Annotated in this window: 29 protein-coding genes (1 of these 29 only partly in view); 10 read left to right on the forward strand and 19 right to left on the reverse strand. The window is 55.2% G+C overall.

Annotated features, from left to right (window positions below; translation table 11 throughout):
- Positions 1-410, forward strand: the 3' end of a protein-coding gene (locus GH984_RS09390; protein ID WP_253939204.1) for an OapA family protein. It extends 928 nt beyond the left edge of the window; the window shows 410 of its 1,338 coding nt (coding positions 929-1,338); the start codon falls outside the window, past its left edge; its stop codon occupies positions 408-410.
- Positions 411-415: 5 nt separating this feature from the next.
- Positions 416-1,516, forward strand: coding sequence for an anhydro-N-acetylmuramic acid kinase (locus GH984_RS09395; RefSeq protein WP_153719966.1), 1,101 nt, complete (start codon positions 416-418; stop codon positions 1,514-1,516).
- On the opposite strand, the gene erpA is transcribed toward GH984_RS09395, so the two are convergent.
- Together erpA and argC are read right to left on the reverse strand one after the other, a co-directional pair.
- A complete protein-coding gene (erpA, locus tag GH984_RS09400; RefSeq protein WP_153719967.1) occupies positions 1,517-1,867 on the reverse strand; it encodes an iron-sulfur cluster insertion protein ErpA in 351 nt (116 codons plus the stop codon).
- 38 nt (positions 1,868-1,905) lie between these two features.
- The gene (gene argC, locus GH984_RS09405; RefSeq protein ID WP_153719968.1) at positions 1,906-2,937 is read right to left on the reverse strand and encodes an N-acetyl-gamma-glutamyl-phosphate reductase; all 1,032 of its coding nucleotides are present in this window, start codon (positions 2,935-2,937) and stop codon (positions 1,906-1,908) included.
- Positions 2,938-3,006: 69 nt separating this feature from the next.
- Between argC and GH984_RS09410 the strand changes: the two genes are divergently transcribed.
- The 3 genes from GH984_RS09410 to irrA are packed head-to-tail and all read left to right on the forward strand — an operon-like array spanning position 3,007 to position 4,443.
- On the forward strand, positions 3,007-3,522 hold the full coding sequence (locus GH984_RS09410; RefSeq protein WP_172973211.1) for a peroxiredoxin family protein: 516 nt from the start codon (positions 3,007-3,009) through the stop codon (positions 3,520-3,522).
- Positions 3,519-3,947 (forward strand): protoporphyrinogen oxidase HemJ, encoded by a 429-nt coding sequence (gene hemJ, locus GH984_RS09415; RefSeq protein ID WP_153719970.1) that lies wholly within the window; start codon positions 3,519-3,521, stop codon positions 3,945-3,947. Before GH984_RS09410 ends, hemJ begins: the two co-directional genes overlap by 4 nt.
- A gap of 55 nt (positions 3,948-4,002) precedes the next feature.
- Entirely contained in the window at positions 4,003-4,443 is a 441-nt protein-coding gene (gene irrA, locus GH984_RS09420) for an iron response transcriptional regulator IrrA (RefSeq protein ID WP_153719971.1), read from the forward strand.
- Positions 4,444-4,450: 7 nt separating this feature from the next.
- Here the strand turns inward: irrA and ptsP are convergent, their stop codons facing one another.
- Both ptsP and GH984_RS09430 read right to left on the reverse strand, forming a co-directional pair.
- Positions 4,451-6,721: a phosphoenolpyruvate--protein phosphotransferase gene (ptsP, locus tag GH984_RS09425; RefSeq protein WP_369692036.1), complete on the reverse strand. Its 2,271-nt coding sequence runs from the start codon at positions 6,719-6,721 to the stop codon at positions 4,451-4,453.
- Between the two features lie 3 nt (positions 6,722-6,724).
- Positions 6,725-7,228, reverse strand: a complete 504-nt coding sequence (locus GH984_RS09430; RefSeq protein WP_369692037.1) for an RNA pyrophosphohydrolase — start codon at positions 7,226-7,228, stop codon at positions 6,725-6,727.
- 85 nt (positions 7,229-7,313) lie between these two features.
- On the opposite strand from GH984_RS09430, the gene GH984_RS09435 reads away from it, so the two are divergent.
- Entirely contained in the window at positions 7,314-7,994 is a 681-nt protein-coding gene (locus tag GH984_RS09435; RefSeq protein ID WP_153719973.1) for a histidinol-phosphatase, read from the forward strand.
- An 18-nt stretch (positions 7,995-8,012) separates the two neighbouring features.
- Positions 8,013-8,450, forward strand: a complete 438-nt coding sequence (locus tag GH984_RS09440; protein WP_153719974.1) for a copper chaperone PCu(A)C — start codon at positions 8,013-8,015, stop codon at positions 8,448-8,450.
- On the opposite strand, the gene hemN is transcribed toward GH984_RS09440, so the two are convergent.
- The 10 genes from hemN to GH984_RS09490 form a co-directional block, all read right to left on the reverse strand.
- Positions 8,447-9,838: an oxygen-independent coproporphyrinogen III oxidase gene (gene hemN / locus GH984_RS09445; RefSeq protein WP_153719975.1), complete on the reverse strand. Its 1,392-nt coding sequence runs from the start codon at positions 9,836-9,838 to the stop codon at positions 8,447-8,449. The two genes, GH984_RS09440 and hemN, sit on opposite strands and share 4 nt — an antisense overlap.
- Before the next feature lie 87 nt (positions 9,839-9,925).
- Positions 9,926-10,309, reverse strand: a complete 384-nt coding sequence (locus GH984_RS09450) for an MAPEG family protein (RefSeq protein WP_153719976.1) — start codon at positions 10,307-10,309, stop codon at positions 9,926-9,928.
- The gene (gene purD / locus GH984_RS09455; protein WP_153719977.1) at positions 10,306-11,604 is read right to left on the reverse strand and encodes a phosphoribosylamine--glycine ligase; all 1,299 of its coding nucleotides are present in this window, start codon (positions 11,602-11,604) and stop codon (positions 10,306-10,308) included. Before purD ends, GH984_RS09450 begins: the two co-directional genes overlap by 4 nt.
- 21 nt (positions 11,605-11,625) lie before the next feature.
- Entirely contained in the window at positions 11,626-13,194 is a 1,569-nt protein-coding gene (purH, locus tag GH984_RS09460) for a bifunctional phosphoribosylaminoimidazolecarboxamide formyltransferase/IMP cyclohydrolase (RefSeq protein ID WP_153719978.1), read from the reverse strand.
- A 4-nt stretch (positions 13,195-13,198) separates the two neighbouring features.
- Complete coding sequence (fis, locus tag GH984_RS09465) at positions 13,199-13,462, reverse strand: DNA-binding transcriptional regulator Fis (protein ID WP_153719979.1); 264 nt, start codon at positions 13,460-13,462, stop codon at positions 13,199-13,201.
- 29 nt (positions 13,463-13,491) lie between these two features.
- The gene (gene prmA / locus GH984_RS09470; protein WP_172973212.1) at positions 13,492-14,385 is read right to left on the reverse strand and encodes a 50S ribosomal protein L11 methyltransferase; all 894 of its coding nucleotides are present in this window, start codon (positions 14,383-14,385) and stop codon (positions 13,492-13,494) included.
- Complete coding sequence (locus GH984_RS09475) at positions 14,382-14,945, reverse strand: cob(I)yrinic acid a,c-diamide adenosyltransferase (protein WP_369692038.1); 564 nt, start codon at positions 14,943-14,945, stop codon at positions 14,382-14,384. The genes prmA and GH984_RS09475 overlap by 4 nt, the downstream gene beginning before the upstream one ends.
- Before the next feature lie 3 nt (positions 14,946-14,948).
- Positions 14,949-15,479, reverse strand: a complete 531-nt coding sequence (gene ppa / locus GH984_RS09480; RefSeq protein ID WP_153719981.1) for an inorganic diphosphatase — start codon at positions 15,477-15,479, stop codon at positions 14,949-14,951.
- 51 nt (positions 15,480-15,530) lie between these two features.
- On the reverse strand, positions 15,531-16,790 hold the full coding sequence (locus tag GH984_RS09485; RefSeq protein WP_153719982.1) for a 6-phosphofructokinase: 1,260 nt from the start codon (positions 16,788-16,790) through the stop codon (positions 15,531-15,533).
- 35 nt (positions 16,791-16,825) lie between these two features.
- Positions 16,826-17,989, reverse strand: a complete 1,164-nt coding sequence (locus GH984_RS09490) for an SAM-dependent methyltransferase (protein ID WP_153719983.1) — start codon at positions 17,987-17,989, stop codon at positions 16,826-16,828.
- Between the two features lie 92 nt (positions 17,990-18,081).
- Between GH984_RS09490 and GH984_RS09495 the strand changes: the two genes are divergently transcribed.
- Genes GH984_RS09495 through GH984_RS09505 form a run of 3 tightly spaced genes read left to right on the forward strand, consistent with a single transcriptional unit; the run spans position 18,082 to position 20,524 of the window.
- Positions 18,082-18,603, forward strand: a complete 522-nt coding sequence (locus GH984_RS09495; protein WP_153719984.1) for a hypothetical protein — start codon at positions 18,082-18,084, stop codon at positions 18,601-18,603.
- Positions 18,600-19,898 carry a glutamate ligase domain-containing protein gene (locus GH984_RS09500; protein WP_153719985.1) on the forward strand — a complete coding sequence of 433 codons (1,299 nt, stop codon included), beginning with the start codon at positions 18,600-18,602 and terminating at the stop codon, positions 19,896-19,898. Before GH984_RS09495 ends, GH984_RS09500 begins: the two co-directional genes overlap by 4 nt.
- Positions 19,895-20,524 (forward strand): flavin prenyltransferase UbiX, encoded by a 630-nt coding sequence (locus GH984_RS09505; protein WP_153719986.1) that lies wholly within the window; start codon positions 19,895-19,897, stop codon positions 20,522-20,524. The genes GH984_RS09500 and GH984_RS09505 overlap by 4 nt, the downstream gene beginning before the upstream one ends.
- Here GH984_RS09505 and hemL read toward each other — a convergent pair.
- From hemL to GH984_RS09530, 5 genes are read right to left on the reverse strand one after another with little or no spacing between them, the layout of a single operon-like run.
- On the reverse strand, positions 20,513-21,802 hold the full coding sequence (gene hemL, locus GH984_RS09510) for a glutamate-1-semialdehyde 2,1-aminomutase (protein ID WP_153719987.1): 1,290 nt from the start codon (positions 21,800-21,802) through the stop codon (positions 20,513-20,515). The two genes, GH984_RS09505 and hemL, sit on opposite strands and share 12 nt — an antisense overlap.
- Positions 21,803-21,819: 17 nt before the next feature.
- A complete protein-coding gene (thiE, locus tag GH984_RS09515) occupies positions 21,820-22,440 on the reverse strand; it encodes a thiamine phosphate synthase (RefSeq protein ID WP_153719988.1) in 621 nt (206 codons plus the stop codon).
- 3 nt (positions 22,441-22,443) lie between these two features.
- Complete coding sequence (locus tag GH984_RS09520) at positions 22,444-22,614, reverse strand: rubredoxin (RefSeq protein WP_153719989.1); 171 nt, start codon at positions 22,612-22,614, stop codon at positions 22,444-22,446.
- Positions 22,614-23,381, reverse strand: coding sequence for a phosphodiesterase (locus GH984_RS09525; RefSeq protein ID WP_153719990.1), 768 nt, complete (start codon positions 23,379-23,381; stop codon positions 22,614-22,616). Before GH984_RS09525 ends, GH984_RS09520 begins: the two co-directional genes overlap by 1 nt.
- Entirely contained in the window at positions 23,381-24,397 is a 1,017-nt protein-coding gene (locus GH984_RS09530) for a polysaccharide deacetylase family protein (RefSeq protein WP_153719991.1), read from the reverse strand. Before GH984_RS09530 ends, GH984_RS09525 begins: the two co-directional genes overlap by 1 nt.

A 24,397-nucleotide genomic window follows, 5' to 3' on the forward strand; every position in this document is an offset into this window, starting at 1 on the left:
CAGACTATGCTGCGCCACCGGGCACACCCATTTGGGCGGCGGGCGATGGCAAAATCATTCATCGCGGGCCCAAGGGGGGGTATGGCAATACCGTTATCCTTCAGCATGGCTCACGCCACACTACTTTATATGCGCACATGCGTAGCTTTGCGAAGGGGCAGTCCATCGGCGATCGGGTGCGGCAGGGCGATACCATTGGCTATGTTGGCAGCACCGGGCTTGCCACCGGCCCCCACCTGCACTACGAATTTCGGGTTGATGGCGTGCACCGAAACCCAAGAACCGTTGATTTACCCGAGGCACAGCCCATTGCCGAGCAATATCGCACGGAGTTTGAACGGGCCACACAACCCCTACTGTCTCGGCTTGAGGAAATCAGCGGCACCCAGCTAGCTCGGGCTGAAGACTAAACCCCATGTCTAGGCAGTACTTTATTGGGCTGATGTCGGGCACAAGCTTCGATGGCATTGATGCAAGCTTAGTGCAGTGCAACGCGCCCGATGCCCCCATCACACTGTGTGAGGATCTGCATGTGCCCTACCCCCCCGCCGTGCAGCAGGCACTGCGGCAGATCAATGCAAGCACACCGCTTGCCACGGTTTTGCATTGGCATAACACCCTGCCAACGTATTACGCGGATGTGGTACAGGCCCTCATCGCGAACGCTGAAATCGACAGAGCTCAGATTATGGCCATTGGCTGTCATGGCCAAACCGTCTGGCATGACATGCAGGCTAACCCACCCATCAGCGCCCAATTGGGTAACCCCAGTCATCTAGCCGAGCTTACCGGCATTGATGTGGTGGCCGATTTTCGCCAACGTGATCTAGCCGCCGGTGGCCAAGCGGCTCCACTCGCTCCGCTATTTCATCGTGTTTTATTTAAGGCGCCGCATCCGCGCGCGGTTCTCAATTTGGGCGGCATTGCCAACATCACGCTGTTAAGCGAAAACGCAAGCGCCACATCAGGGTTTGACTGCGGCCCCGCCAACACTCTCTTAGATGCATGGTGTCGAGAAAACTTAGGCAAAGCCTTTGATGAGGCAGGCGAATGGGCAGCCAGTGGTAAGGTTCACCAGGCCCTTCTTGAGCAGCTACTCAGTGATCCATTTTTTGCCTTAAAACCACCCCGCAGCACCGGGCCTGAGCTTTTTAATCTGAATTGGCTAAGGCCGCAGTTACCACCCGCAATTGCCGCGGCAGATGTGCAAGCGACATTAGCGGAGCTAACTGCCCAGTCAATTGCAAAGGCATTACGCCAATCGGGCAGTAAAGCAGAAGATCTGGTCGTGACGGGCGGCGGTGCCCACAATGCTGATCTGATCAGGCGCATCACCGCTGCGGTGGCGCCTTGTTCGGTTAACCTGAGCGATGCACTTGGAATACCCGCCGACGCGGTTGAATCGATCGGCTTTGCTTGGCTGGCTCACGCCGCCTTGGCAGGCATTCGGCATGACCTGAGCGCCATTACAGGCGCCCCTCAGCCATTACCGCTTGGCGGCATTTATCCGCGCTAATTAAACGCCGAAGGATGATCCGCAACCACACGTTGTGCTCGCATTCGGATTGCGAATCACAAACTGCGCGCCCTCAAGGCCCTCAACATAGTCGATCTCGGCGCCTTCAAGGTAAGCGCTGCTCATGGGGTCTACCAGCAAGGTTACCCCACCGTTTTCGACAACCGCATCGCCTGGCTCTTCATTTTCATCAAACATAAAGCCGTACTGAAAACCTGAGCAGCCACCGCCGGTAATATAAACCCGTAGCTTAAGGGCATCATTTTGCTCTTGGTCGATCAGCTGGCGAACTTTCGTTGCCGCGGTATCGGTAAAGACCAACAGGTCTTCTTGTTCTGCAATTTCTGTCATCGCTTGCGCCTCCGCACAAAATTTTCCACTCATTGAGTCTACGGCAGTAGACCGATAGACTCCAAACCCATTGTTTCTGGCAGGTCGAACATCAGATTCATATTCTGCACTGCCTGCCCCGCGGCGCCTTTTACCAGGTTGTCTTCCACCGCCAAGATCAGTGCGTAATCACTCCCCTCTGGACGATGCACCGCAATTCGCACCATGTTGCTCCCGCGCACACTGCGCGTTTCTGGATGAGTGCCTGGCGGCATCACATCTACAAATGGCTCATTGGCGTAGCGCTGCTCATACAAACCCTGCAAATCGATGGTTGGATCAAGCAACCGCGCATAAAGCGTTGCGTGGATACCGCGAATCATTGGCACCAAATGCGGCACAAAAACCAACCCCACCGGCTTACCAGCCGCATCATTTAGCCCTTGACGTATCTCGGGTAAATGGCGATGCCCGCTTGCACCATACGCATGAAAATTCTCACCGGCCTCACAAAGCAGCGTGTGCTGACGGGGCTGCCGACCAGCACCGCTTGCACCCGATTTTGCATCGGCGATGAGCGACTGTGTATCTACCGCGCCCGCTTCTAACAGCGGAATCAGACCGAGCTGGACGGCGGTGGGGTAGCAACCCGGATTAGCCACCAAACGGGCTGCACGAATAGCCTCGCGATGGCATTCAGGCAGCCCATAAACCGCCTCTGCCGCCAATGCCGCACACGTATGTGGCATTCCGTACCAGTGCGCCCATTCATCCAGATCTCGCAGTCGAAAATCAGCGCCTAAATCAATTACGCGCACACCCTGCTCAATCAATGCCGGCGCCATCTCCATGGCTGTGCCATTGGGTGTCGCAAAAAACACCACATCACAATCGCCCAATGTGCCCTGGGTTGGCTCGGTATAGGCCAAATCAACCACACCACGTAGGTTGGGGAAAACATCCGCCACCGGAGTACCCGCCTGACCCCGAGAGGTAATCGCGCTTAACGCCACAGAAGGATGCGCCGCCAGAAGCCGCAATAGCTCCACTCCGGTATACCCTGTTCCACCAACAATACCTGCAGAAATCATCCCGCAACCTCTCTGACTTTTACTGTGTCTCCAGTTATCATGCCAGAGACAGACATAGGAGAACGACACATGTTCCGCAAGGAATGGCTTGCGGGCGCTCTGGTACTCGGCATTGTAGCGGTGGTGGCGGCTATTTGGCTTGCGCCGCCCGCCAGAGAACCCGCCCCAGAACTGGACTTGACCATGCTCTCAGGCGATCAGCGGGCACTGAGCGAATTTCGCAATGGCCCGGTGATGGTGGTTTTTTGGGCAACGAGCTGCACCACTTGCGTTGCCGAAATGCCAGAAATCGTTGAACTGCACGAAACACTGGCGCCTGCGGGGTTAACGATTTTAGGGGTGGCGATGTCTTATGACCCCGTCGATCGGGTGCAAGCGCTCGTCGAACAACGGCAGTTACCCTACCCCATTGTCATTGATCATGATGGCGAAATTGCACGCAGCTTTAACGAGGTACGTGTAACCCCAACCACCGTACTGATCGATGCCGATGGCGGTGTTGTCTGGCAGCGTATTGGATTGCTGGATTTTCATCGCGTTGAACAAGAAGTCCGGCGTCTGCTGCCATCGGAGCAGTCCGCATGACCGCACTATGGCTTAAAGCGTTTCATATCATTAGTGTGGTCACTTGGTTTGCCGCCCTCTTTTATTTACCGCGGCTATTTGTGTATCACGCCATGGCTGAAGACGAAATTAGCCGTGAGCGGTTTAAGGTGATGGAGCGCAAGCTGTATCGCGGCATCATGAACCCAAGCGCCGTTGTGGCCATTGGTTTAGGTGTGGCAATACTGGTTGTTCAGCCGTTTTGGCTGCTGCAAGGCTGGCTGCATATCAAGCTGGCACTCGTGGCGTTGTTAGTTGTGTATCACTGGTACTGCGGCCGGTTACTTCGCGCATTTGCTCAAGATCGCAATCAGCATGGGCATGTTTGGTATCGCTGGTTCAACGAAATGCCCGTCCTCGTTTTAATTGCCGTTGTTTTATTAGTGGTTTTAAAACCCTCCTTTTAATGTGCTATCTTAAATGGTACTAGATAAGTCCCCTATTACGGTTGAGGCAAAGGCAATGACCATGCAGAAGCAACACACCATTACCGGCCAGCATGATGCGCATTTGCGTAATCTACTGCAGCAGGCAAAGCTACGCGCCACTCGGCAGCGGCTTGGTCTTGCTGAACTCATTTTTAGCCAGGGGGAGCGGCACGTAACGGCAGAGGGGCTATATGCCGAGGCGCTGGGCGCCGGTTTACGTATCTCGCAGACCACCGTGTACAACACGTTGCATCAATTCACCGAAGCCGGTTTATTGCGCGAAATTCTGGCCGACCCACGGCGCATTTTCTTTGATACCAACGTCAACCCGCATCATCATTTTCTTGATGAAGATACAGGCGATATGGAAGACATTCCTGCAGACGGGGTGTCGGTTGCTGATCTACCCGCCCCACCACCGGGTAAAACGATTCATGGGGTTGATGTGATTGTGCGGGTTCGCAGCTCCGCCTAATAAATCACTAACGCCGGCCAGCTCGAATCAACCCACCCAGCCCATGCGTATCCAACATCTGAGTAATTAGCGCACTGACCTGCTCTGGATACTCTGCCTCTAAGGCTTGCGCAAGCACCGACTGTGCGGTTTGCAGGGGAATAGTCCGCAGCGCCCATTTCACACGTAATAGCCGGCCGCTATTCAACGACAGCCCCTCAAACCCCATCGCCATCAGTAATACGGCCAACCCGGGCTCGCCGGCCATACTGCCGCAAATCGTCACCGGTTTGCCCAACCGCTTACCAACCGCCGCTACTTCGTTGACTGCCCGCAATACCGCTGGATGGCGTTCGTCATACAGCGATGCCACCTGAGCGTTATTTCGATCGACAGCTAATAGATACTGCGCCAGGTCGTTGCTGCCTACCGATAAAAAATCAAATCGTTTAGCCAAACTTTCGGCCTGATAAACCGCCGCCGGCACCTCAATGAGTGCGCCAACCAAAGGGGCAGCCGTCTCTACCCCATCTTCATCCAGCTCTGTGCGTGCACGGGCAACAAGCGCTGCCGCCTGCTCCGCCTCTTCCAACCGGCTGACCATGGGAAACATGATCCGTAAATTATTCAACCCAACCGACGCGCGCAGCATCGCTTTAATTTGAGTCAGAAAAATCTCGGGATGATCGAGCGTCATACGCAAACCGCGCCAGCCCAAAAATGGGTTCTCATCATGCATCGGAAAATAAGGCAGCGGCTTATCGCCCCCCACATCTAACGTGCGCAGCGTAACGGGTAATGGCGCAAAGGCAGACAACACATCTTGGTACAGCGCCATTTGCTCTGACTCACTCGGAAAGCGGTCACCCATCAAAAACGGAAACTCGGTGCGATGTAGCCCAACCCCGGCACAACCGCTATCTACCGCCAGCTCAACCTCAGCCAACAAGCCTGTGTTCACATACAACTGAATTTCGTGGCCATCCGGCGAGATACAAGGCGCATGCGTTAAGGCGCGTAATTCTTCGCTCAGTGCATCTTCTTCTTGCTGTAAGCGCTGAAACTCACTGCGCAAGCCTGCCGGCGGATCAATCACGACTTGGCCCTGATAGCCATCAACAACCAACTCGCGACCATCGAGCCGATGCAAAGGCGCTGCGCCAACGCCCATCACCGCGGGTATACCCAGTGCGCGGGCTAAAATAGCAACATGCGAATTGGCCGACCCGCCCACACTGACCAAGGCGGCCAGGCGCTCTGGCGGAATATCCGCAAGCTGAGCGGCACTGAGTGACTCTCCCACCAGCACTACCCGATCAGGCAGCGACTGCGCTTGTTTGGCATCCGTGGTGAGCAGGCGCGATAACAAGCGTCGCCCCAAGTCTCTGACATCCTCAACGCGCTCGCGCAGATAAGGATCATCCATGGCTTCAAACCGCTGCGCATGCTCAGCAATCGTTTGGCGTAATGCCGCAGGCGCCCACATACCGGCTTGCACGCTGGCCTGCACACGCCCGATTAGGCTATCGCCACTTAACATTTGCTGATACACATCAAACAGTAGGCGTTCTGCCTCGGGCAGTTCACTGCGCATCCGCTCAGATAGGGCCGCAATGTCGGCCTTGACCTGCTCAACGGCGTTCATAAACCGCTGAATTTCGGCATCTGTGTCGCTAATGGCTCGGTCTGGCACATCTTCAAGCGAGATCGTGCTGGCCACCACCACGCCCGTGCCAATTGCAATGCCGCTAGAGCCGCTAATGCCGGCAAGCGAGGGCGGTGGCCCGGCGCTTGCATCCACCAGTGCTGCCAAATCACCTCGCATTCGCGCATGCGCGATGGCGCCGGCAAGCTGCGCTGCCATTGTGACCAAAAAGGCCACTTCGGCGTCGCTAAAACCGGCATGCGCCACCCGCTGCACCACCAAAACGCCAAGGCGGGATTGATAGTGAATAATGGGCACGCCCAAAAACGAGCGGAAGCGCTCTTCACCGGTCTCGGGAAAATAACGAAAGCGTGGATGCTGGTCTGCATCCTCTAAATTAATCGATTCCTGCCGCTCGGCCACCAGGCCAACGAGACCTTCGTTAACAGCAAGTCGCACGGTACCCACGGCACTGGCATTCAGCCCATGCGTTGCCATTAAGCGCAAATAGCTCAGATCTTCTTCATGCAAGTAAACAGAACACACATCGGCGGCGGTGGCCGATGCCACCTCATCCACCACAATTTGCAGCGCCGCTGAAAAATCAGCGGCCCCATTAACCGCATGAACAACGCGGTGCAGCGTTTCTAACACAACCTAGCCCTGTGCCGGTATTGCAGGGGCACCGGTGGGAAATAACAGGGGTGCAAGCTCTGTTAGCGCCCGTCGATACACTTTTCGCTTAAATGCGACGACCTCCCCTAAGGGCTCCCAGTAAGGAACCCATGCCCAGTCGTCAAATTCTGGCTCACTGCTGGCATCAAGGCGCACGAGACTATCCTCACCCGCTAAGCGCAGTAAAAACCACACTTGCTTTTGCCCAATACAGGTGGGGTGCTGCCGCCGCCGCACCAAATGGGTGGGCAGACGATAACGTAACCACCCCTGCGTGGCGCCGAGCACCATCACATGCTCTGGTTGCAGGCCAACTTCCTCATTGAGCTCCCGATACAACGCTTCTTCAGCACTTTCATTTTGCTGAATACCGCCCTGCGGAAACTGCCAGGCGTCTTGCCCAATGCGGCGTGCGAGCAAAACCTTGCCCAGATCATTCGCCAGAATGATTCCGACATTTGGTCGAAAACCATCAGAATCAATCACTTGTATTACCACTAGTAACCTGTCGTTGTGTTCCATTCTTCCACATAGCAGAATCCCTCGGCAATTAACCATTGAAGGATGCCGCATGCAGCTCGCCATTTTTGACCTAGATAACACCTTACTCGGGGGCGATAGCGACTATCTTTGGGGCCGTTATTTGATCTCACGTGGAGCCGTTGAACATAGCGAATACGAATCCGCCAATGAGCGATTTATGCGCGAATATGAACAAGGGCAGCTAGATATTGAACGCTTTTTGGCATTCTCACTGCGCCCACTGGCAAATACACCGCATAAGGTGTTGCTGGAATGGCGCAAAGATTTCATTCGACAGCACATTCAACCGACCGTATTACCGGCGGCCAAGGCACTAGTTGAACAACATCGCGCCAGCGGTCACGGGCTGATGATTATTACCGCCACCAATCGGTTTGTGACTGAGCCGATTGCGGAGTTATTCAATATCCCGATCTTATTGGCAACGGCACCGGAATTTGTAGACGGGGCGTTTACCGGAAAATATGTCGGCATTCCCACCTTTCAGCAGGGCAAAGTACAGGCCTTGCAACAATGGTTGGATGAGGAAGGTCAAATGACCACAGCGATGCACTTTTATAGCGACTCGCATAACGACCTGCCACTGCTTGAGCATGTGGATCATCCGGTTGCGGTTGACCCCGATCCGCAGCTCACCGAAGCGGCTCGAGAACGCAATTGGCCTATAATTACACTACGGGAGGGCAGCGCCCCGACCGCCCTTACTTAAAACGGAGATTTGCTTATCATGCCCCGACTACTCATCGCACTCGTTTTAATGGCCACCGCTGGCCTAGCACAGGCCGAACTTTACTTTGAGAATGTGTGGTCACGCGCCACCGCCCCCGGGCTACAAACTGGCGCTGTGTATTTCACGCTGCGTAACGAGGCTGCCGAAGGCGATCGAATGGTTGGGGTAGAAACAGACCGCGCGCCCCGAGTAGAGCTCCATCGGACCATTGAGGAAGGCGGCAATAGCCGCATGGTGCACACGCCAGAGGTTCGCGTGCCAGCCAATGGTGAGGTGATTTTTGAACCCGGCGGGCGGCATGTGATGCTCATGGGCCTAACTGAAGCATTAGTTGAAGGTGAGGTGTTTACCATCACCTTGCTGTTTGAGCGCGCCGACCCAATCACCCTTGAGGTGGATGTTCGCTCACCCACCACCATGGGTCATGGCCATTAAATAACCTTCGAGAAGCGGCGCTCCATAGGCGCCGCATTTAAATAGGCATCAAATGGCATTGCCACATTGCGCAGGAAAAACCGGCCACGATCGCTCACCTGCAGCCAATTGCGCCCAATCTCAACCATCCCATCGTCTTGCAGTGGGCTAAGTGCGGCCAATGCCTCATCAAAATACTGCCTAAACACCACACCGTGCCGCTCCTCGACGGCATCAAAATCGACGTAATGACGGCACATAATGGCTTGAATGACATCGCGGCGCAGCCGATCATCGGCCGATAGCTCAACCCCTCGCCATACGGGCAATCGCCCAGCCGCCACGGCCTCGGCATGCCCTTCTGGATCACGTCGATTTTGGCAATAGGCATCGCCAATTTGGCCAATAGAAGAAGCGCCTAAGCCAATTAAATCCAAATCGGGCCGAGTGGCATAGCCTTGAAAATTACGATGCAAGGTCCCCTGGTTAGCCGCTTGGGCTAGTTCGTCTTCGGGCAGCGCAAAATGATCCATGCCGATATATTGATAGCCCGCCGCAGCCAGCCGCTGCATGGCCTCAATAAGCAAGGTCAGCTTTACGCCGGCGGGCGGCAAGCTATCGTCGGCAATTTGCCGCTGAATACGAAACATCTGTGGCATGTGCGCATAGTTATAAAGGGCAATACGATCTGGCCGAATAGCCAGCACCGCATCCAGTGTGCGCGATAACCGCTCTGGTGTTTGTAGCGGCAGGCCATACATCAAATCTAGATTGACCGAGTGAAAGCCATTGCCACGGGCAGCGGCCACCACATCAGCCGTTTCTTGCACGCCCTGAATCCGATTGATGGCCTTTTGCACATCGGGGTCAAAATCCTGCACACCCAGACTGATGCGGTTAAAGCCCAGTGCAGCCAAGTTGGCAACGCGATTGCGGTCAACCGTTCGTGGATCAATCTCAATAGAAAACTCGCGCTGCTCTGGCGGCGCCAGCGGAAACCGCTGCCCAATCGCTTCAATTAAGCGCGCTAAATCTTCATCGCTAAAATACGTCGGCGTGCCACCCCCTAAGTGCAACTGCTCAACGGGGCGGTCGTCATCAAAGAGTGCTGCCTGCAAATCGAGCTCTTGTATCAACCGATCCAAATAGCGCTCGGCGCGCCGATAATTAGCGGTAATCACCTTATTGCAGGCGCAATAAAAGCAGACCGTGCGGCAAAAAGGGACATGCACATACAGCGATAGTGGACGCGGCATGGGGTCTTCATTACCCCATTGCACGCGCTGACGATAGCGCTGCTCGTTAAATGCTTCGGTAAATTGCGCTGCCGTGGGGTATGACGTATAGCGCGGACCGGTCACGTCGTACCGATGCAGCAGCTCTCGATCTAGCATCAAATGATCGGTCATGGGGAATATCCTGATCTTTGCATTCTAAGAAGTCACAGCCTACCGCTGCTGACACTTAGATCAGTTGATCTGGATCACCCCAACGCGTCAGGTACCGGCAATTCCCGCCAAAATAAACAGCCCCACCACACAGGCAAACGCGGCTGTCCAAAACAACGTACGAAGGGTGGGCCGGTCTGCCACATAAGCAGCGCCAAACCCTAAACGAAGTAAGACAAACGCCACTGCCAGCACATTCACACTGGCCTGCGGCGCATCGGCTAAATGCGCGATAATCACCCCTGCTGCAAACGGCGCGAATGCCTCAAAACTATTGAGCTGCGCCCAATGCGCCCGCTGACGCCAACCTTCTGTTTGCTCTAACCAGCGTCTCGGCCGCGCGTTATCAAAATCGCCACGCGACTTAGCCAGCCCAGCAAACAGCAGCGGGATAAAAACCGCCACTAGCACACACCAGTAAGCAATGGTCATTTTGGCTCCTTATCGAGTTGGGCCTGCACGGCACGGTAGCCAATATCAGGCCGCATAAACACGCCATCCCAGTGAATCGCAGAAGCCGTATCATAGGCAAGCTTTTGCGCAGCCATTACATCTTCACCCAAGGCGCAGGCACACAACACTCGACCACCCGCCGTCACAACCTGATTAGCGTTGTTCAAAGCGGTACCGGCATGAAAGATCTTGCAATCTGGGGCCGTATTAGCCGTTAACCCGCTAATCACAGCCCCTTTGGCATACTCGCCCGGGTATCCGCCGGCCGCAAGCACCACACCCAGTGCAGGGCGTGAGTCCCATTCCACCGCTACCGAGGCTAGCTGGCCATCGAGCGCCGCTAAAAACAAATCAATGGGGTCGCTTTTTAACCGCATTAAAATGGGCTGTGTCTCTGGATCGCCCAAACGCACGTTAAATTCCAACACCCGCGGCATTCCCTGAGAATCAATCATCAGCCCTGCATAGAGAAAGCCCGTAAAACCCCGCCCCTCGGCCACTAAACCCTCTAAGGTTGGCTGTATCACGGTGTCTAAAATCCGTTGATGAAGGGCCTCGGTCACGACGGGTGCGGGTGAATACGCCCCCATGCCACCCGTATTGGGGCCCTGATCACCGGCATCGCGCGCTTTATGATCCTGTGAGCTAGCTAATGGCAGGCACTGCGTTCCATTGACCAACGCAATAAAACTGGCTTCTTCTCCCTCGAGGTACTCCTCAACCACCACGCGGGCGCCTGCCTCACCAAATGCGCCGGCAAACATCGACTCAGCAGCATCGAGAGCCTCATCAACGGTCATGGCCACCGTCACGCCCTTGCCCGCCGCTAAACCATCTGCCTTAACCACCAGCGGTGCGCCTTTTTGCTTGATGTAATCAAGCGCCGGTGCCAGTGCATCGAAGGTCTGATACTCAGCGGTAGGAATGTGATATCGCGCTAAAAAATCTTTGGCAAATGCCTTAGAGGCTTCAAGCTCAGCAGCTGCCTGATGTGGGCCAAGGCAAGCCAAATCGGCTGCGGTAAAGGTATCTACAATGCCAGCAGCCAACGGCGCCTCAGGCCCCACCACGGTAAGATCGATGCCGAGGTCTAGGGCAGCGGCAAGCAGCCCCTCAATATCTGTTGCTGCAATCGGCAGATTACTCACACCCGGTTCATGGGCCGTACCGGCATTGCCCGGCGCTACGTAAACGGCGCTTACCTGCGGCGATGCTGCGATCCGCCAGGCAAGCGCGTGCTCACGACCGCCATTGCCTACCACCAATACCTTCATGCAAGGCCTTCCTGTTTGATTTTAGTGTCGAAAATGCCGCTGGCCGGTAAAGAGCATAGCAATCCCATGCTCATTGGCGGCGGCAATCACCTCGTCATCACGCATCGAACCACCTGGCTGAATAATGGCGCTTACGCCTACGGAAGCGGCTTGATCGATGCCATCACGAAACGGGAAAAACGCATCAGATGCTAAAACCGCGCCTTGCAAAGACAACCCGGCATCTTCGGCCTTACGCAGCCCAATGCGCGCCGAGTCAACCCGGCTCATCTGCCCCGCGCCAATGCCTAATGTTTGGCCATGGCGGCCATACACAATGGCATTAGATTTCACATAGCGTGCCACTCGCCACACAAATTCAAGATCCGCCTGCAGGTCAGCATCAACCGCTTTATCAGTCACACACCGTAAGCCATCTGCACCAATCAGCGTGGTGTCTTCATCCTGCACAAGCAGCCCGCCATCAATAGTTTGCAGCCGTGTACCACTGGCTGGCTGAGGGCCATCGGCAATCTCTAAAACCCGAACATTGGCACGTGCCGCCGTTACCGCTAATGCTCCCGATTCAATGCTAGGCGCCAGAATTACTTCAACAAACTGCCTATCAACAATCGCCCTGGCGGTGTCAACATCTAACGGGCGGTTGAGCGCGATGATGCCACCAAATACACTCACCGGATCGGTTTGATAAGCACGATCGTAGGCATCTAAAACACGCTCAGCAATCGCCACACCACAGGGGTTGGCATGTTTAACAATCACGCAAGCGGGTGCATCAAATGCCCCCACACAGGCCCAAGCCGCATCAGCATCGGCTAAGTTGTTATACGAAAGCGCTTTACCCTGATGCTGCCGAAAGCTCGCAAAGCTGCCCGCTGCCGGGTTGAGCTCTTGATAAAACGCCGCGCTTTGATGCGGGTTTTCGCCATACCGTAAATCCGCCGCTTTTTGCCAATAGCGGTTAAGCTGCCTCGGGTAGGGCAGCGTTTCGCCCGTTATCGAACGGCTCGATAACGCATTACTAATGGCCGCATCGTAACGGGCCACATGATTAAATGCCTCCACCGCCAAATCAAAACGGTATGCAGCGCTTAAGCCGTCCGGTTTATTAAGGGCCTGCAAACAATCGGCGTATTGATCGGGGGCGGTTAATACGGCAACACCCGCGTAGTTTTTTGCGGCGGCCCGCAGCATGGCCGGCCCGCCAATATCGATATTCTCAATGGCTTCTTCCAGCGTACAATCTGCCCGCGCCACCGTTGCCTCAAACGGATAGAGATTAACGACCAACAGATCGATGGGCTGAATGCCGTGACTTGCCATGACTGCATCATCCTGCCCACGACGACCCAACAAGCCGCCATGAACTCGCGGGTGCAGCGTTTTTACGCGGCCATCCATCATTTCAGGAAAGCCGGTGTAATCGGCAATATCCCTAACAGAAATACCCTGTTCGGCCAGTAGCTTTGCTGTACCCCCGGTGGAGAGAATCTCAACATCTAGGGCCTGCAGGCCGCGGGCTAGGTCAATCACATCGGTTTTATCGGAAACACTGATCAGGGCGCGTCGCACCCGAAAGGCATCGGTCATAGGTTCAGTTCTCTAGGCCATATTGGCGGAGTTTTTTACGAAGGGTGCCGCGGTTAATGCCCAGCGCATCAGCCGCCTTTGTCTGGTTACCATTGCACTCGTGCATCACCACCTCTAACAGCGGCAGCTCTACTTGCTGCATCACCATTTGATACAGATCGCAGCATGGGTCTCCGTTGAGATCGGCAAAATACGCGCTTAATGATTTTCGAACTTCTTGGCTAATCGGACCCACGCCCGAGCAGTCCTTACTTGACTGATCTGCCATGGCAAACAACTCCCTTCCAGATCGCTCGATCATAACGACAACCGTCTTTGCATTAAAGCGCAACACCAGTCATCACGCACCTCAATTGACTCAAGATCGCAGTCATCGGCGTAGGCTGCCAGCACAGAGGCTTGTTGCTCCTTTAACAAACCTGACAGCACCAATCGGCCACCCGGCCGCACCTGAGCAATCAATTTTGGTGCCAATTCAATCAGTACTCCGGCCAAAATATTGGCCAGCATGACATCAGCCAGCGGCAACTCAAGCTGATTTGGCAAGCCTACCTGTAGCTTTGCTAACACCCCATTTTGAGACGCATTTTCTTGAGTGGCGAGGATAGCCTGTGGATCGGTATCTACGGCGTAAACCTGCTTTGCACCCAGCTTAAGGGCAGCAATCCCAAGCAAACCGGAGCCACAACCATAGTCGATTACCGTGTTGCCTGTTGGCGGGTGTTTAGCCAATGCTTCTAAGCACAACGCCGTGGTGGGGTGTGTGCCGGTACCAAACGCAAGGCCAGGGTCAAGATGGATATTAATGCCATCAGGATCAGGGGGCGTTGTATCGGTGGGCACCACCCAAAGGCCATGACCAAAATGCTGAGGCTGAAAATGCACCAACCATTCGCGCTCCCACGCGCGATCTGGCACGAATGTATCCTGCCAATCTTCCAGCACGCTACCGAGCGCATCCTCCAGCGTAGCGCGCAATGAATTAACCGGCGCATCTGCCGCAAATAATGCCCGCAGTTGCAACCGCTCCCATAACGGTGTTTGCCCTGGCGCTGGCTCAAATACCGCAGGACTCTCGTCTAATTCCGCCCATGTCAGCGCGGTTGCGCCTGCCGACTCTAGTACCGCTTCAACCAGGCCGGCACGCTCCCGGGCAACGGTCAACGCAATCTGTCGCCAACCATCACTCACCGGTGCTCGCCGGGCTGCCAGAGCACATCGCCCCCGGCTTCGCGATTGACCTCTCTGGCCAACACAAATAAATAGTCCGAGAGTCGGTTTAAATAGCGCAGCACTGTTTCGTTAACAGGCGCTGCGGACGCTAGCTCAACGCTTTTGCGTTCTGCACGGCGCGCCACGGTGCGGGCATGATGGAGATGCGCAGCGGCCGGGCTACCGGCAGGCAAAATAAACGAACGTAAGGTTTCAAGACCGGCATTGATTCGATCAATCTCAGTCTCTAACCAGTCAACTTGACTGGGCAGAACGCGCAATGGCTCGTAAGGCGGGTCTTCAACCTCCGGGGTGCAGAGATCTGCACCCACATCAAAGAGGTCGTTTTGAACCCTTGCCAGCGCCTGATCCATTTCTGGAGAAACATGCAACCGACAAATACCCAGCAAGGCGTTGAGCTCATCAACGGTGCCGTAGGCAGCCACCCGTGCATCGGTTTTTAGCACTCGTGTGCCATCGCCAAGAGCCGTTTCTCCGGCATCACCAGTTCGTGTGTATATCCGTGTGAGCTTAACCACCGCTTAGCTGCCCTGAACTCGGGCAACAGACGCCTGAATTTCAGCAAAAGCGGCATCCCGTCCTTTCCAGCCGGTAATTTTGACCCATTTACCGGGCTCAAGATCTTTATAACGCTCAAAGAAATGGCTGATTTGATCGAGCAGCAGCTTAGGCAAATCTTCAGGCTCGTTGACCGCATCGTAAATCGGGGTGAGCTTACTGATCGGCACGCAAAGGAGTTTGGCGTCTTCACCGCTCTCATCCGTCATTTCTAAAACACCAATCGCCCGGCAGCGGATAACCGCACCCATGGCAAGCGGGAAAGGAGTAACCACCAGCGCATCCAGCGGGTCGCCATCGCCACAAAGGGTGTCAGGAATAAAGCCATAGTTGGCTGGATAATGCATGGCGGTGCCCATAAACCGGTCTACTAGCAACGCGCCAGAATCTTTATCAACCTCGTATTTCACCGGATCCGCGTTAGCCGGAATTTCGATGATTACATTGACCTCTTCCGGCAGATTTTTACCGGCACCAATACCCTCGTACGCCATGATTTTTCACTCCTGATTAAAAAAGACTTTGCAGTTTATGTTGCAGTGCACTCATCCAGCAAACGGCGGTAGACGTTTTTCTACCAGCTGAGCTTTTAAGCGCGCGTAGTCCGGCAGTCCATTCCGAAACGGGGGGTAGTCCTCACCGGCAATCAGTGGCCTTAAGTACCGCAAACAGGCCTCGGTAACGAAAAAGCCAGACTCATCAATAAATGACGCCGGCATTTTTGCCTCGACATTGGCTACTTGCTCCAACGGCACCTCACCAATATGCCAGCGATACGGCTCGTCTGACTCACGCACAATCGTTGGCATAATCGCGTTTTTGCCTGCCAAGGCAAACTCCACCGCCGCCCGGCCCAACGCATAGGCCTGCTCCACATCCGTGGCCGAGGCAATATGTCGCGCGGCGCGCTGCAGGTAATCTGCAATTGCGTAATGATATTTATAGCCCAGCGCATTTTTAATCATCGCTGCAATGCTTGGGGCCACACCACCCAACTGCATATGTCCAAAGGCATCGCGCGTGCCTTGATCTGCTAAAAACTGGCCATCCTGTGTGCGCACCCCTTCAGACACGACAACCACACAATAGCCATTGTTTTCAACGCTTTGCTGAACCCGCGCTAAAAAGCGCGCCTCATCCAACGGCACCTCGGGCAATAAAATGACATGTGGGGGATCGCCCGCTTGCTCGCTTGCCAGCGCTGATGCCGCCGCAATCCAGCCGGCATGCCGGCCCATCGTTTCTAGAATAAAAACTTTGGTTGAGGTTTCAGCCATCGAGGCCACATCTAGCCCCGCCTCACGCGTTGAGACAGCCACATACTTAGCCACCGACCCAAACCCTGGGCAAGTATCGGTAATCGGCAAATCGTTATCTACCGTTTTGGGCACGCCAATACAGGTAATCGGATAACCCAGCGCTTGGCCTAATTGCGAGACCTTGTGCGCGGTATCTTGGGAATCGCCGCCACCATTATAGAAAAAATAACCAATATCATGCGCCTTAAACACCTCGATGAGGCGCTCATATTCTGCGCGATTTTCCTCAAGCCCTTTAAGCTTATAGCGCGCAGAACCAAAGGCACCGGCCGGGGTATGACGCAACGCGCGAATGGTTTCAGCAGACTCTGCGTTGGTATCAATTAGCGTTTCATGCAGCGCACCCAGTATTCCGTTTTTTCCCGCATACACCGTGCCAATTTGATCAGGATGCTCACGGGCGGCTTCGATTACCCCACAGGCGCTGGCATTAATAACCGCGGTTACCCCACCAGATTGGGCATAAAAGGCATTTTTCACGCTCATTAGACTCAACTACTCCCCTTAACCGGAGCATGAGTTTAGCAAAGGTAATCGCGTGTGAGAGGTATGGCGTCTTTTTGTTGGCTCAACTGAAAATGGAAAACTACCAAATCGCCCCAGCGAAAAGCGCCCTCGCAGGCCGCCAAATAAAACTCCCATAAGCGACAAAACTGCTCACCCTTAACCTCAACCATGGCCTCACGCACCTGCTGAAAGCGACTAAACCAGTGCGCCAATGTTTCAGCGTAATGCAACCGCAGAACCTCAACATCAGCAACCACTAATCGCTGCTTTTCTATCGCGGCAGCCACCTCCGACATAGCTGGAATGTAGCCACCCGGAAAGATATAACGCCGAATCCACGGGTTGGTCACCGTTGGTGGGCCTGAGCGTCCAATGGTGTGGATTAAGGCGATGCCATCCGGGGTTAGGTGCTCCTGTAATGCCCGAAAAAAACGTCGGTAATAGCGCACGCCGACATGCTCAAACATGCCCACACTCACAATACGATCAAACCGCTCCGGCACATCACGGTAGTCCTGCAGCCGAATGTCGACCTGCTCGGTTAAACCCCGCTCACGAACCCGCTCACGTGCCACTCTCGCCTGCTGCTCCGATAAGGTCAGGCCCACCACTTGCGCATCCGACTGCTCGGCAATCTCTATCGCCAGCCCGCCCCAGCCGCATCCGATATCTAAAACGCGTTGCCCCGGTTGTAGACACAGTTTTTTGCGAATCAGAGCGCGCTTTGCCGCCTGTGCCGCATCTAAATCGTTCACGCCATCCGGCCAATAGGCGCAGGAGTACTGCAAATCATCGTCTAAAAAGGCACGAAACAACTGCTCATCAAGATCGTAATGATGCGCGACATTGCGCCGAGACGTTGCACGTCGGTTCCATTGCTGCAGGGGCCGCAATACCATCTGCAGTGCATGCTGCAGCGTGCCTGGAGGCTGATCTGGAAAGTTACGCATGAGAACATTGATCAGCGCGCGTAAATCCGGCGTACTCCAAGCACCATCAAGATAGCTTTGCCCCAACATAAACTGTGGGTCCATCACCAGCCGACGCAGGACGCGCGAATGATGCAGGTCGAATACCGCCGAGGGGGTGCCCGCGCCAAATGACGCTACCCGGCCATCCGGATATCTCACCTCCAACGCACCTTCGGTGATGTGCCGATTTAACATTGCCTCAAGCATTTTCCCCTCCGATTTTAGCCATCAGGTGAATGCTGGTGCCTTAAACAGTTACCATTCATACCACTACAAGTCACCTATTTGGTATCCGGCAAATGCTTAAAGACTCAACGCTGCAGCGGCTCATTGGCATTGCATTGCTTCGCAACGGCCCGCAAGACCTGCCCGCCTCGCAAAATCTGATGCTTATGCTGGCGCTTGCCACCGCCGCCATCAATTACCCGGCCATTGCGCAATACACCCCAGAGGTACAGCCACTGCTGCAACTCGGCCTGTTACTCGGATTTAACGCGGCGTTTGTTTACATCGCGCTCATGCTGCGTGATTTACGACCCCGCTTTGTGCAAAGCATGTCTGCACTCTTTGGCACTGATGCCTTAATCTCGGCAGTCGCACTGCCGGTATTATTTTTGCTGGGCCCGCCGGCCGCCGAGGAAGCCAGTGCCGGCAGCGGCGCGGCAGCCATTGCGTTCTTGGCACTGCTGGTTTGGAACATTGCTATCGTGAACCACATTTTGAGGCAGGCATTGGATGTCAGTCGGTTTGTTGGGCTGCTTGCCACGCTGGGCTATATCTTTGGTGCCAGTGTTTTTGTGTTTATGGTGACCGGCGCATGAGCCATTTCCACATCCTGGGCATTGGCGGCACATTCATGGCTGGCCTTGCCGTACTGGCGCGCGAGGCGGGGCATACCGTTACAGGGCAAGATGCCGGCGTTTATCCGCCCATGAGTGATGTACTGACTGCCGCTGGCATTGAATTTGAGTCGGGCTATGCTGATGGCCCGGCCATGCATACCGCCGATACCGTCATTGTTGGCAATGCACTATCTCGCGGTAATCCTGCCATCGAGGCCCTGTTAGAGGCCGGGTTACCTTATACCTCTGGGCCGGCGTGGCTCGCGCAACATATCCTGCCCAATCGCTGGGTTATTGCGGTGGCAGGCACCCATGGCAAAACCACCACCGCTAGCCTGATTGCCTGGTTACTCGAAGCAGCCGGTTTGAACCCCGGGTTTTTAATTGGTGGGCAACCAGGCAACTTTACCGGCTCAGCTCGCCTGGGTAGCGCACCATTTTTTGTGCTTGAAGCAGATGAGTACGACACCGCATTTTTTGATAAGCGATCTAAGTTTTTGCACTTTAACCCCCGCACCTTGGTTCTTAATAACCTTGAGTTTGATCATGCAGACATCTTCCCCAATCTTGCAGCAATTGAGCGGCAATTTGCGCTGTTATTACGCAATGTGCCCGGCACCGGCAAGATCTTTTTTAATCCGAATTCGCCGGCACTAGCGCGCGTGCTAGAGCAAGGCTGCTGGAGCGAACAAGCACCCATTGAGCTGGATACTGCCTTTACCGCCCCACTGCCCGGTCAACATAACGTGATGAACACCACCGCCGCGTTGCTTGCAGCACAACATGCCGGCGTACCGCTTGCCACGGCTATTGAAAACTTGGCCATGTTTAAAGGCGTGCGCCGGCGGCTTGAGCTGCGCGGTCGCGTGAACAATATTGATGTTTATGATGATTTTGCCCATCACCCCACGGCCATAGCCGCCACGCTCAGTGCTTTTCGTGAACAACCCCTAACCGGCCGCCTCATTGCCGTGCTTGAGCCACGCTCAAACAGCATGCGCAACGGCACCCATGCCAATGCATTGGCCGAGGCCCTCCAAGCAGCGGATCAATGCTTTGTTTTGACCGATCCCGCGCTAAACTGGGATGTAAATCAGGCGCTCGCACCCCTTGGCAACAAACTGCAGACCGCACAAACAACCACTGAGTTGCTCGGTTTCATTGTGCAACAAGCAGAACCCCACGATACGATCGTGGTCATGAGTAATGGCGCTTTTGATCAGCTACATGAGCGCCTGCTTAGCGCATTAGAAATTCACAAGGAGACAGAATGAACAGCAACCCAACGGCTGCCCCAGTTACGCTTGCCATTACCGGTGCATCGGGCGGCATCTATGGGTTGCGATTACTAGAGTGCCTGCTGAGCGCGCAACGCCCCGTGCATCTGCTGATCTCTGAGGCCGGGCGCTTAGTGCTCAAAATGGAGCACGACTTAGCCTTACCGGCACGCCCCAGCGATATCGAAAAAACGCTTAGCGCACGATTTAATGCCGCAGAGGGTCAGCTACAAGTATTTGGCGATAAAGCATGGACAGCACCGGCCGCCAGCGGCTCCGGTGCGCCTAAACAAATGGTGGTCTGCCCTTGCACCACCGGCACCCTTGGCCGGTTAGCGGCGGGCACCAGCGAGGCACTGATCGAGCGTGCCGCTGATGTCGTGCTCAAAGAGCGCGGGCAACTCATCCTTGTGCCTCGTGAAACGCCGCTATCGCAAATTCATTTAGAAAACATGCTGCGCCTAGCCCGCGTTGGGGCGATTATTTTGCCGGCCAACCCCGGGTTTTATCACCGCCCTACTGACATTAACGGGCTGGTCGATTTTGTGGTGGCGCGCATTCTAGATCACCTAAACATTGATCAAAGTCTAATGCCCCGCTGGGGATTAGACTCAGACAGTTAAGCTCGCAAATACACGCTCAGCGGCATCAAGGGTATGTGCTAATGCTGCCTCGTCATGCGCGGTAGACACAAACCCAGCTTCAAAGGCTGACGGCGCTAAGTAAACGCCCTCGGCCAACATGCCATGAAAAAACTTCACAAAGCGCTCGGCATTGCACTGTTCTACCTGCTCAAAGCGCTCAATACTTGGCGCATCGGTAAAAAACACCCCAAACATCGTGCCTGCCTGATGCGTTAGCAACGGCACGCCCGCGGCATCAGCGCGTGCCTTTAAGCCCGCTAATAACCGCTCTGTCCATGCGGCTGCAGCGGCATGCACACCTGGCTTAGCCAGCTCAGTTAATGTGGCGATACCGCTTGCCATCGCTAATGGGTTACCCGACAACGTGCCCGCCTGATAGACCGGCCCGGTTGGTGCCAAATAGTCCATAATCTCGGCTCGACCACCCAGCGCGCCCACCGGTAAGCCCCCACCAATTACTTTGCCTAGGCAGGTTAAATCGGGCATCACGTTGTAATGCGCTTGCGCGCCACCGAGCGAGGCACGAAACCCGCTCATCACCTCATCAAACACCAGCAGTGCGCCGTGCTCATCACACAGCTTGCGTAAGCCTTCAAGAAAATCCTGCCGCGCCGGCACACAATTCATATTGCCCGCCACGGGCTCAACCAACACCGCAGCAATGTCGTTGCTATATTCCGCAAACAACGCCGCCACACCGTCTAAGTCGTTAAATGGCGCCGTTAAGGTTGTTTCTGTAACCGCGGCAGGCACACCCGGTGAGCCTGGAATACCTAGGGTTAACACGCCAGAGCCTGCCTCTACTAGCAGTGCATCGACATGGCCATGGTAGTTACCACGAAATTTAATCACCCGATCACGCCCGGTATAGCCACGCGCTAAGCGTACCGCACTCATGCACGCCTCAGTGCCCGAATTGACCATGCGAATACGCTCAATCGAAGGCATTAGCGACTTGACCAACTGAGCCAGCGCGGTCTCTTTTTCAGTAGGCGCACCAAAGCTGGTGCCGCTTGCCGCCGTTTCAGCGATCGCGGCCACCACTGCAGGATGCGCATGCCCAATCGCTAATGGCCCATAAGAAAGCACATAGTCTACGTAACGCTTGCCATCTACATCTTCTACCCAAGCGCCCTCACCCCGTTGAATAAACACCGGCGTGCCGCCCACGGCACGAAACGCGCGTACCGCAGAGTTCACACCGCCAACTAGGTGCTCGTTGGCTTCGGCAAAGAGAGTTTCAGATCGATTAGACATGCTAATTCACATTTCCTTTAGTCATTAAATTGCTTTGCGATGGCTGCTGCTGCGGCCTCAACATTGTCTGCGCCAAACACGCCATCAATAACCGCCACCGCATCAGCGCCTGCTGCTCGCACCGCAGCGGCATTGGTTGCATTGATACCTCCAATTGCCACCAGTGGTCGATCTGTCAATGCACGGGCCTCGGCAAAAAGGCTTAACGGCGCGCGCACCGCCTGCGGTTTTGTGGGCGAGGGATAAACACTGCCAAACGCTACATAATCGGCCCCCGCATAATCGGCCCCCGCAGCTACGGCATCGGCAGCCCGCTCTAGGCTGTTATAGCAAGACACCCCCACGATTGCCCGCGAACCTAGCTGCGCACGAGCTGCCGCCACACTGCTATCGTCTTGCCCAAGGTGCACCCCATCTGCGCCAACGGCAGCGGCCAGTGCCACATCGTCATTCACAATAAAACAAACACCCGCGCCACGGCACAGTCGAGCCAGTGCATCGGCGGCTTCTTTTCGCCGTACCGTATCTGCCGATTTATCGCGGTACTGCACCACCTGCGCACCGCCGCGAATAGCATCGGCGACCGCTTGCTGCGCTGAGTCTGTAATTACGTAAAGACCAGCAATAACGCCGGCCATCGTTTAAATCTCGATCATTTCAAAGTCAGACTTGCCTGCACCACATTCGGGGCAAACAAAGTCATCGGGAATATCTTCCCAGCGCGTACCCGCCACAATACCTGCCTCGGGCAAGCCGTCTTCTTCTTCATAAATCCAGCCACACACCACACACATCCAAGAGCGGTATTCCATTAATTCATCTCCTCTATCCCCGTTTGAATTGTCCCGTCAGGGCATAAATCGAGCCAGCGAAACGCTGGCGGACCCGGCGCAATCGCAAATTCGTCGCTACCCGCTAAAAACTGAACCGACACAGCCGGTGCGGTTAACACGGGCCGGCCAGCATGCATTGTCTCAAAGGCATGGTGCACATGGCCACTCACTACACCTGCTATGCGTGGATTGCTTTCAAGCCGATCGAGCAGCGCCTGAGCGTTATCCAGCCCAATGGCATCGAGCCAGGCGCAGTTTACCGACACGGGCGGGTGATGAATGGCCAATAACACCCAGGCATTACCCGCATTGGCTAATGCCTCATCTAAGGCAGACAGCTCTGCTTGGCACAAGTGCCCTGAAACCTCGCCGGGTTGACGAGAATCAAGGCCAATCAGCTGCCAAGCGCCTAAATCAAGCACGCGCGCCAAAGACACCGGCTGCCCCGGGGCAAACGTTTGCAATAACGCATCAGGCTCATCATGGTTACCCGGCAACACTTGGCCTGGCAGGTTAAGTGCTTGCAAACCCTCAGCCACCCGCTGACAGGCGGCTGCACTGCCATCATCACTCACATCACCGGTGTGCACGATCGCATCCGCGCTGTCGACCCATTCCATTAATCGGGTTTGCGTTGCCTGCCAGCGCTGATCTACCGGGGCCTCTGCGGTGGGTGCCGAGGGCAGCGCACATAAATGGGTATCACTCACCTGTAGTAACCGACACACGCCTTGGCCTTTTTGCATTAGCTTCCCGCCGCTCCATAAATCCAAAGTTGGGTGAACCACCAAAAACGCCCATCGCCCACAGGCATGGTGCAGTTATAGCGGCTTCTTCCAACGGGTAAATCTGCCTCGCCTTGTACCTTAAACGTGAGCCCAGGCTCAACCCACTCAGGCTCAAGCCGCTCACTGCCGTAAAAGCAAGACAACCCATGCACCGGCAAATCAGACTGCTCTAGGGTAACCACTAACGCCGGGGCCTCTGCGCTTTCACGCACCGGGTCTATTGGCTGTGACGATCTCACAGGCAGCGGGCGCGCCTGCACCTTAAGCGCAAACCCGTCCATTTCGGCAAATCGCTCATTCATAGCAAACCGCGGCAATGCGCGGCGATCAGACCCTAACCAAAGCGCACCAGATTGCTGCCCAAATGCCACATAACCTAGTGCTGCCACATGCTCCATCACCGACAGGTTGTATTCTCCGTACGGATACGCCAATAACGGGGGGGACTGATGGGCTGCATCTCCCAACTCCTCAACCAACCGCGTTTGCGCGATATTTAATTCGGCTTGTATTTGCGCGTTAGTCAGTGTCTGCAGGGGCGCATGCGTGTGGGTGTGGTTGGCAAATCGAGCCCCCTGAGCGGCCATCTCCCGCATTCGCGACCAGCCTACATAGCCACCATAATTGCTATCAATGGCCTTGCTGTTTACAAACACCGTGTAGGGCCAATCACGCTCACGCAGCATGTCGTGGGCAACGGCTCCCACACTGGAATAGGCGTCATCAAAGGTAATGGCAACCGCCCGAGGAGGGAGTGATGCGCCTTGCTCTAGCCAGGCCACCACCTCCTCGAGCGAGACCACGGTGTAGTCGTTCTCTGCTAAGTACGCTAAATGCTCAGCAAACTGATCCGCAGTAACGTTCGTACTTGGGTGTGCCGATTCTCCCACCCGGTGATACATCAACACCGTTGCCTGGTCCGCAGCCATCAGCGCCATGGGTGCGGCGCAGACAGCGCTTAACGCTAGCGCCAT

Origin of the sequence: Spiribacter salilacus (assembly GCF_009649225.1) — a bacterium.
In the GTDB taxonomy this organism is placed as follows: domain Bacteria; phylum Pseudomonadota; class Gammaproteobacteria; order Nitrococcales; family Nitrococcaceae; genus Spiribacter; species Spiribacter salilacus.